The organism is Candidatus Propionivibrio aalborgensis, from assembly GCF_900089945.1.
GTDB lineage: Bacteria > Pseudomonadota > Gammaproteobacteria > Burkholderiales > Rhodocyclaceae > Propionivibrio > Propionivibrio aalborgensis.
On sequence record NZ_FLQY01000193.1, the window covers coordinates 1 to 8,714 of the forward strand.

The window sequence follows — 8,714 nt, forward strand, 5'->3', positions numbered from 1 at the left end:
TCGCCACGAAAGGGGAGCAAGTTGCGAAGTCACCTGTTAGCCGTGTGCTACGGGTGACGGCAGACGGCAAGCGCTATTACGTCAAACGCTATCTTGGCAACGGCAAGAATGCCGTACGGCGCTGGTTCGGCCTGCGTGGACTGGTTGCCCCCCAGCGCGTCGTCAAGGAGTGGAAAAACCTGCTGCTGTTCCGGAAATGGGGTATCCCGACAGCCACATTGGTGGGGTATGGACTGGAGCATCTGGAGAGGTTGGCGACCGCCAGCGACCCATGCCTGCGTGACCGGCGCTGGATGGCCCAGGTCTTGCGGCAGGTTGCCAACATTACCCGCACGCTGCACGCGGCTGGTTTTGCCCACAACGATCTGAAATGGCGCAACCTGCTGGTGGATGGCGGTGGCAGCCCAACGGTGTACCTGATCGATTGCCCTAGCGGCGGTATGTGGTGGGGCGTGTTTCTGAAATACCGCATCATCAAGGATCTGGCTTGCCTCGACAAAGTGGCCAAGTACCAGCTTTCCCGCAGCCAGCGCTTGCGCTTCTACCTTGATTACACCGGGCAGAGACGATTGGGCGTGGAAGACAAGCAGCGAATACGCAAAATTCTTGCGTTTTTTGAGGGACGCGAGTGATCCGTTTCCAGTGAACAAACCAGCGCAATTGCTGGTCACATTGCTGATTCCGGATTACAAGGCGCTGGAGGTCATCCCGAGTGCCCTTTGGCAACCTGCACATCAGAGCAGACTGACATGGATGACGCGCCTGGCAGGCACGGCACTTGCGTGCACGGCGATGGGCCTGACAACTCACCGTCAGGAATACCGGCGAGTGGCAGTGGTTCCGTGCGGCTGAGACGCCTTGAGCGCACTCCTATTTGCACTCTATTGGTGCGGCGCAAGGATTTGAACGGTAGATATTTCGGAGTATACTCCCCGGCCGTTCGTAGTATTCATGAGCAACTTTTGACCAGCGTTCTTGATGTTTTACCAACCGTGTTTCGAGGATTTAAGCGTGATGAATTCGGCTGTACCTGAACGGCAAGGGTTATATGACCCGGCCCACGAGCACGACGCCTGCGGTGTCGGTTTTGTAGCGCATATCAAGGGCCTGAAGAGCCACTCGATCATCCAGCAGGGTCTGCTGATTCTGAAAAATCTGAATCATCGGGGCGCTGTCGGCGCGGATCCGTTGATGGGTGACGGCGCTGGCATTCTGATCCAGATTCCGGACGAATTTTTCCGCAAGGAAATGGCCAGTCGGGGCGTGATTCTGCCGCGCGCCGGCGATTACGGCGTCGGGATGGTATTCCTGCCCAAGGAATCCGCTTCGCGCCTGGCATGCCAGGAGGCCATCGAGCGTGCAGTGCGCACAGAAGGGCAGGTGGTTCTCGGCTGGCGTGATGTTCCAATTGACCACACGATGCCCATGTCACCCGCCGTTCGCAAGCGCGAGCCGATCATTCGCCAGATATTCATTGGTTGCGGCCCCGACGTGATGGTGACCGACGCGCTGGAGCGCAAACTCTATGCGATTCGCCGCAGTGCAGCCAACGCCATCCGTGCACTGGGGCTCGAGCACAGCAGGGAATTCTACCAACCGTCGATGTCGGCCCGGACCATTGTGTACAAAGGGCTGTTACTTGCTTCTCAGGTTGGCGAGTACTACACCGACCTCAAGGATCCGTGTTGTGTCTCGGCGCTTGCGCTGGTGCATCAGCGTTTTTCGACCAACACGTTCCCGACCTGGCCGCTGGCCCATCCGTTCCGCATGATTGCGCACAACGGCGAAATCAACACCCTGCGCGGCAACTACAACTGGATGCGCGCACGCGAAAAAGGCACTTCCTCGCCGCTGATGGGTGCCGATCTGGAAAAAATCTGGCCGGTGATCTATCCCAACCAGTCCGATTCGGCGTCGTTCGACAACGCGCTGGAGTTGCTGGTGATGGGCGGTTACTCACTGGCGCACGCCATGATGCTGCTGATTCCGGAGGCATGGGAATCACACACCTTGATGGACGAAAAACGTCGCGCCTTCTATGAATATCATGCGGCCATGATGGAGCCCTGGGACGGTCCGGCCGCCGTGGCCTTTACCGATGGCTGTCAGATTGGCGCAACGCTTGACCGCAATGGCCTGCGCCCGGCACGCTATCTGGTTACCGACGACGATCTCGTTGTCATGTCATCGGAAGCCGGGGTGTTGCCGATTCCCGAAGAAAACATCATCAAGAAGTGGCGTCTGCAACCGGGCAAAATGTTCCTCATCGATCTCGATCAGGGGCGCATCATTGACGACCTCGAGCTCAAGGAAACACTGTCGCGGCAGAAACCCTATCGGGACTGGGTGGCACGCATCAACGTCAAGCTCAGCGGCCTGGACCTCGGTATGCATGTGACTGCGCCGGAGTACTCGGTGCCCTTGCTCAAGCGCCAGCAGGCATTCGGCTTCAGCCAGGAAGATATAAAGTTCATTCTGGAGCCGCTGGCCAGGACTGGCGAGGAGGCCACTGGCTCGATGGGTAACGACACGCCGCTGGCGGTACTCTCGAACAAGGACAAATCGCTGTTCATGTATTTCAGGCAACTGTTTGCGCAGGTGACCAACCCGCCCATTGACTCGATTCGCGAGCAACTGGTCATGTCGCTGGTCTCCTTCATCGGCCCCAAGCCCAACCTGCTTGGCATCAACGAAATCAACCCGCCCTACCGGCTTGAAGTGTCGCAGCCGGTGCTGAACTTTGCCGACATGGTCAGGTTGCGCAACATCGCCGCATGCACGGAGGACAAGTTTCTGTCTGCCGAGCTCGATATCTGCTACCCGCTGGCATGGGGCAACGAAGGCGTTGAGGCACGTATCGCTTCATTGTGCGCCGAGGCGGAGGATGCCGTGCATCGTGGCTGCGGAATCCTGATCGTTTCGGATCGCCATATGAACCAGGATAACGTGGCCATCCCGGCCCTGCTCGCCACTTCGGCGGTGCACCAGCATCTGGTAACCCAGGGTTTGCGCACTCTCGTCGGCCTCGTTGTCGAGACAGGCTCGGTTCGTGAGACGCATCACTTCGCCGTTCTGGCCGCTTATGGCGCCGAAGCCGTGCATCCCTACCTGGTACTCGAAACCTTGCAGCAACTGGCGGGTGAAAGCGAAGCGGAGCGCGAAAAGGCCATCAAGCACTTCGTCAAAGGCATCGGCAAGGGATTGCTGAAGGTCATGTCCAAGATGGGCATATCGACCTACATGTCCTATACCGGCGCCCAGATCTTCGAGGCCATCGGCCTGCAAAGGAAGATGGTTGACAAGTACTTTACCGGCACCGAGACGCAGATCGAGGGGATCGGCATTTTCGAGGTGATGGAGGAGGCCATTCGGCAACACCGGCACGCCTTCAGCACCGATCCGGTGCTGACCAACATGCTGGACGCCGGTGGCGAATACGCTTTCCGCATTCGTGGTGAAGAGCACATGTGGACGCCCGATGCCATTGCCAGGCTCCAGCACTCAACGCGCACCGGGCAGTACGAAAGCTACAAGGAATACGCCACCATTATCAACGACCAGACGAAGCGGCACATGACCTTGCGCGGGCTGTTCGAGATCAAGCCGGCCGGGCCGGCGGTCCCGTTGGACGAGGTTGAGCCGGCCAAGGAGATCGTCAAGCGATTCGCCACCGGGGCGATGTCGCTCGGCTCGATTTCAACCGAGGCGCACAGCACCCTGGCCATCGCCATGAACCGGATCGGCGGCAAGTCGAACACCGGCGAGGGCGGGGAAGACCCTGCGCGATTCAAACCGGTCAAGGCCGGTCAGATGGTCTCCGAAATCATCGGCAAGGGCCGTATCGAGCGCGATCTGCAGCTAAAGGAAGGTGACAGTCTGCGTTCGGCGATCAAGCAAGTCGCCTCTGGCCGTTTCGGCGTAACGGTGGAGTATCTGTCCAATGCCGATCAAATCCAGATCAAGATGGCGCAAGGCGCCAAGCCGGGCGAAGGCGGCCAGCTTCCGGGGCACAAGGTTTCCGAATATATCGGCTTCCTCAGGTACTCGGTACCGGGCGTCGGACTCATTTCGCCACCACCGCACCACGATATCTACTCCATCGAAGACCTGGCGCAGCTCATACACGACCTGAAGAACGCCAATTCGCAGGCGTCGATCAGCGTCAAGCTGGTGTCTGAGATCGGCGTTGGCACGGTTGCCGCGGGTGTCACCAAGGCCAAGGCCGATCATCTGGTGATCGCCGGTCACGACGGTGGAACCGGCGCCAGCCCCCTTTCATCGATCAAGTACGCCGGTTCGCCGTGGGAACTGGGCCTTGCCGAGACACAGCAGACGCTGGTACTCAACCGTCTGCGCGGCCGCGTACGCGTTCAGGCCGACGGCCAGATGAAGACCGGGCGCGATGTATTGATCGGCGCCCTGCTTGGCGCCGACGAATTCGGCTTTTCCACGGCGCCTCTGGTCGTCGAGGGCTGCATCATGATGCGCAAGTGCCACCTCAACACATGCCCGGTGGGCGTGGCAACACAGGATCCGGTTTTGCGCAGAAAGTTCTCCGGTCAGCCGGAGCATGTCGTCAACTATTTCTTCTTCGTCGCCGAAGAACTGCGCGAATTGATGGCACAGATGGGTGTCCGCAACTTCAACGACCTGATCGGGCGCGCCGATTTGCTTGACATGCGTCAGGGTATCGATCACTGGAAGGCAAGAGGTCTCGACTGTAGCCGTATATTCCATTGCCCCGACAGACAGCCTGACGAACCGGTTTATCACTGCGAAGAACAGGATCATGGTCTCGACAAAGCGCTCGACAAGCAACTCATCGAGCTGGCCAGACCGGCTATCGAAGAAGGCAATCAGGTCAATATCGAGCTGCCGATCCGCAATGTCAATCGCACTGTCGGCGCCATGCTTTCCGGACGGATCGCCAGAAAATACGGCCATGCGGGATTGCCTGACAGCACGATTCAAATAACCCTAAACGGCACGGCAGGCCAGAGTTTTGGCGCGTTTCTGGCGCGCGGCGTTACGATGGATCTGATCGGCGAGGGCAACGACTACGCCGGCAAGGGGCTATCGGGCGGGCGCATCATTGTTCGTCCACATGGCGGATTTCGCGGCGATACGACCTCCAACATCATCATCGGCAATACCGTGCTGTATGGCGCGATTGCCGGTGAGGCGTTTTTCGCCGGTGTCGCGGGAGAGCGCTTTGCGGTTCGCAACTCGGGCGCTACGGCCGTGGTCGAGGGCGTTGGCGATCACGGGTGCGAGTACATGACAGGCGGTACCGTTGTCGTGCTCGGCATCACCGGGCGGAACTTCGCCGCCGGCATGTCGGGGGGAGTGGCCTATGTTCTGGATGAGGACGGCAGCTTTGAGTCGCGCTGCAACATGGCGCAGGTGGCACTGGAACCCGTGGAGGAAGAAATCGCCGCACGCAAAGGGAGCGGTGCCGGCGACGACCTCGAAAGCCACGGCAAGGTTGATGTCCGTCACCTTGGCATGGAAGACGAGATTCTGCTCAAGGGGCTGGTCGAGCAACACGCCCGACGCACAGGCAGTGTGCGAGCGGGAAAGATCCTCGAAGACTGGGCGACATACCGCGCACGCTTCGTCAAGGTGATGCCGCATGAATACAGGCGGGCGCTAACAGAAATGGCCGCGCAGAAAGCCGGAAATCAGCAACGGGAGGCCGCATAAATGGGTAAGCCGACTGGCTTTATGGAATTTCAGCACCTGTCGGAGGCCTATGAGGCCACCGATCAACGGTTGAAGCATTACCGCGAGTTCATCATCACGCTGAGCGACGCACATGCCAGCGTGGAAGGCGCGCGCTGCATGGATTGCGGCATTCCTTTCTGCAACAACGGGTGCCCGGTCAACAACATCATTCCGGACTGGAATGACCTGGTCTATCGCGGCAACTGGAAACAGGCGCTGGACGTGCTGCATTCCACCAACAATTTCCCGGACTTCACCGGGCGGATTTGTCCGGCACCCTGCGAAGCCGCCTGTACGCTCAATATCAACAATGACCCGGTGGGTATCAAGTCAATCGAACATGCGATTATCGACAAGGGCTGGGAGATGGGCTGGATCGTTCCGCAGCCGGCGCAGGCGAAAACGGGCAAGCGCGTTGCCATCGTCGGTTCCGGACCCGCCGGTCTTGCGGCGGCCCAGCAGCTTGCACGTGTCGGCCACGATGTAACGGTATTCGAGAAGAACGATCGTATCGGCGGTTTGCTGACCTACGGCATTCCGGACTTCAAGCTCGAGAAATTGCATATAGAACGACGCATCGAACAGATGGAGGCCGAGGGTGTCAGCTTCCGTACCGGCGCCATGATCGCTTCCAAGGAACTGCCCGCGGGCATCGTGAGTGATGCCAGTGAATTCATTTCGGCTGAACAGCTGACCAGTGATTTTGACGCCGTGATACTTGCGGCCGGTGCCGAAGTTCCACGCGAGCTGCCCATTCCGGGGCGCGATCTGAACGGCATCTATCCGGCACTGGAGTTCCTGATTCCGCAGAACAGGGAAGTGAGTGGCGGCAAAGCCAATCCGATCAGCGCCAAGGACAAGCATGTTGTCGTTATCGGTGGCGGGGATACCGGTTCCGACTGCGTAGGGACGAGCTATCGCCACGGGGCTGCATCGGTGACGCAATTCGAGCTGATGCCGCAACCGCCCGAACAGGAGAACAAGGCGCTGACCTGGCCGTATTGGCCGCTGAAACTGCGAACCTCGTCTTCTCATCTGGAAGGCAATACGCAACGCAAGTTTGCCATCGCGACCAAGGAGTTTCTCGGCGAAGAGGGTGTTCTCAAATCGCTGAAAACAGTCGAGCTGGATTGGAAAGACGGGAAGATGAACGAAATTCCCGGCAGCGAAAAAACTGTTCAGGCTGATCTTGTCTTCCTGGCAATGGGCTTCCTGAGCCCAGTCGGCGGACTGCTCGACGCCTTCGGCGTCGACAAGGATGCGCGCGGAAATGCCAAGGCGACCACCGACGGCGAAGGCTGTTACGCGACAAATGCCGCCAAGGTGTTTGCCGCTGGCGATACACGCCGCGGTCAGTCGCTGGTTGTCTGGGCAATCCGCGAAGGTCGTCAGTGCGCAAGGGAAGTTGACAGCTACCTGATGGGGGACAGTACGCTTCCACGTTGATCTGCAATCCAGGTCGATGAAAGCATTGGCCTCTCCTGTAAAAACCCCCTTTTGGCTAACGGAAGGGGGTTTTTATTTTGCACAGGGCAAGGCTATGGCATAGTAGCGGCTGCTCAGACTGCAGGAGAAGCCAATGAACCCGGAATTGCAGAAATCCTTGCAGGTCACCCCGCCAACCAACACCCTTGACAGCTACATGCTGATGATATTGCTGATCATGGTTGTTGCCGGAATCCTTGGCGGTGTCGCCAACTATTATCTCAGCGATCGCCAAGGCGAGCCCGTTCGTCGCGATTGGGCAAAATACCTGATTCTTGGCGTGATTTCTGCACTGACCGTGCCGCTCTTTCTGAATATGCTTTCCAGCAATCTACTCGAAGCAGCGCGCACCCGGCCGGTCGACTTCTTTGTTTTTGCGGGTTTCTGCCTGATCTATGTGGTGGCTTCGCGCCGTTTCTTCGAAAACGTGGCCAACAGGCTTTTGCATCAGATGGATCAGGTGAAACGTGAAATGGCACAGATCAAGCAGGCATCCCCCGCCTTGCGCGATGAGCCATTGCCATTGGGTGAATTGCCAGCAGTCCTATCCGAGCCGGAAGTGGTCAGGGAATCGCTCTCCTACAATGACATCGAAATCCTGCGCGAACTGGCGCAAGAGAGTTACGTTTACGGCAACCTTGTCGGCTTGACCGACAAGACCGGTCTGGCGCGTGATCTGGTCAGCTCGCGCCTTGCCGTCCTCAAGAGCCTCGGCGTCATTGAAACGCGTATGAACGAAAGAAATGTCCTGCACTGGTTTGTTTCACCCAAGGGCAGGCAGATGCTGGGCGATATCCTGTCCGGACAGGAAGAGCATTAATCGACTTCCGACCTGAGAAGTCAAAATGAGTCAAGTGAATAGTCGTTGTGTTCGCACTGAAATATTGGTGAAAATGGGCCGACTTCCGGTTTCCTGAACCACGCTTGGCCCAATTTGACAGGCGACCAGATCGCCAGTCAGTTTTTTTGAGAACCCAAAATGAACATAGTCATTCTCGCTGCAGGACAAGGAAAGCGCATGCATTCCAACCTGCCCAAAGTCCTTCACCCGGTCGCCGGCAAGGCGCTGGTGTCGCATGTCATCGACACCGCGCGCAGCCTGTCGCCGCAGACGCTTTGTCTGGTTTATGGCCATGGTGGCGACACCTTGCGAAATACGCTGGACGCACCCGATCTGGCTTGGGTTTTGCAGGAGCCGCAACTAGGCACCGGGCACGCCGTGCAACAAGCCTTGCCGCATTTGAAACAGGAGGGCACGACGCTCATCCTGTACGGTGACGTGCCTTTGATACAGTCCGAAACGCTGAACAGGCTCGTACACGCCGCGCAAGACGCCCTGGCCATTCTGACTGTCGAATTGTCCGACCCCAGCGGCTATGGCCGTATCGTGCGCGACGCTGCTGGCCAGGTTGTGCGTATCGTCGAGCAGAAGGATTCGACAGCGGCTGAACGCAGTATCCGTGAAATCAATACCGGCATCATGGCCATGCCGACCTCGCGCCTTG

6 protein-coding genes are annotated in these 8,714 nt (G+C 58.4%); all 6 read left to right on the top strand.

The features are described from left to right. A partial coding sequence (locus PROAA_RS10085; RefSeq protein ID WP_186411217.1) for a lipopolysaccharide kinase InaA family protein occupies positions 1 to 632 on the top strand: 632 nt, incomplete at its 5' end. A 10-nt stretch (positions 633 to 642) separates the two neighbouring features. Beyond that, a complete protein-coding gene (locus PROAA_RS10090) occupies positions 643 to 852 on the top strand; it encodes a hypothetical protein (RefSeq protein ID WP_186411218.1) in 210 nt (69 codons plus the stop codon). Positions 853 to 1,014: 162 nt separating this feature from the next. After that, positions 1,015 to 5,703 (top strand): glutamate synthase-related protein, encoded by a 4,689-nt coding sequence (locus PROAA_RS10095; protein WP_186411219.1) that lies wholly within the window; start codon positions 1,015 to 1,017, stop codon positions 5,701 to 5,703. After that, positions 5,704 to 7,170: a glutamate synthase subunit beta gene (locus PROAA_RS10100; protein ID WP_186411220.1), complete on the top strand. Its 1,467-nt coding sequence runs from the start codon at positions 5,704 to 5,706 to the stop codon at positions 7,168 to 7,170. 133 nt (positions 7,171 to 7,303) lie between these two features. Further along, positions 7,304 to 8,029: a YEATS-associated helix-containing protein gene (locus PROAA_RS10105; protein WP_186411221.1), complete on the top strand. Its 726-nt coding sequence runs from the start codon at positions 7,304 to 7,306 to the stop codon at positions 8,027 to 8,029. A gap of 159 nt (positions 8,030 to 8,188) precedes the next feature. Then, positions 8,189 to 8,714: sugar phosphate nucleotidyltransferase (locus PROAA_RS10110; protein WP_186411222.1), on the top strand; the 526-nt coding region annotated here is incomplete at its 3' end.

Bases quoted from the DNA above. Each gene is read 5' to 3' on its own strand.
- PROAA_RS10095 (WP_186411219.1), top strand. From the start codon at position 1,015: ATGAATTCGGCTGTACCTGAACGGCAAGGGTTATATGACCCGGCCCAC.
- PROAA_RS10100 (WP_186411220.1), top strand. From the start codon at position 5,704: ATGGGTAAGCCGACTGGCTTTATGGAATTTCAGCACCTGTCGGAGGCC.
- PROAA_RS10105 (WP_186411221.1), top strand. From the start codon at position 7,304: ATGAACCCGGAATTGCAGAAATCCTTGCAGGTCACCCCGCCAACCAAC.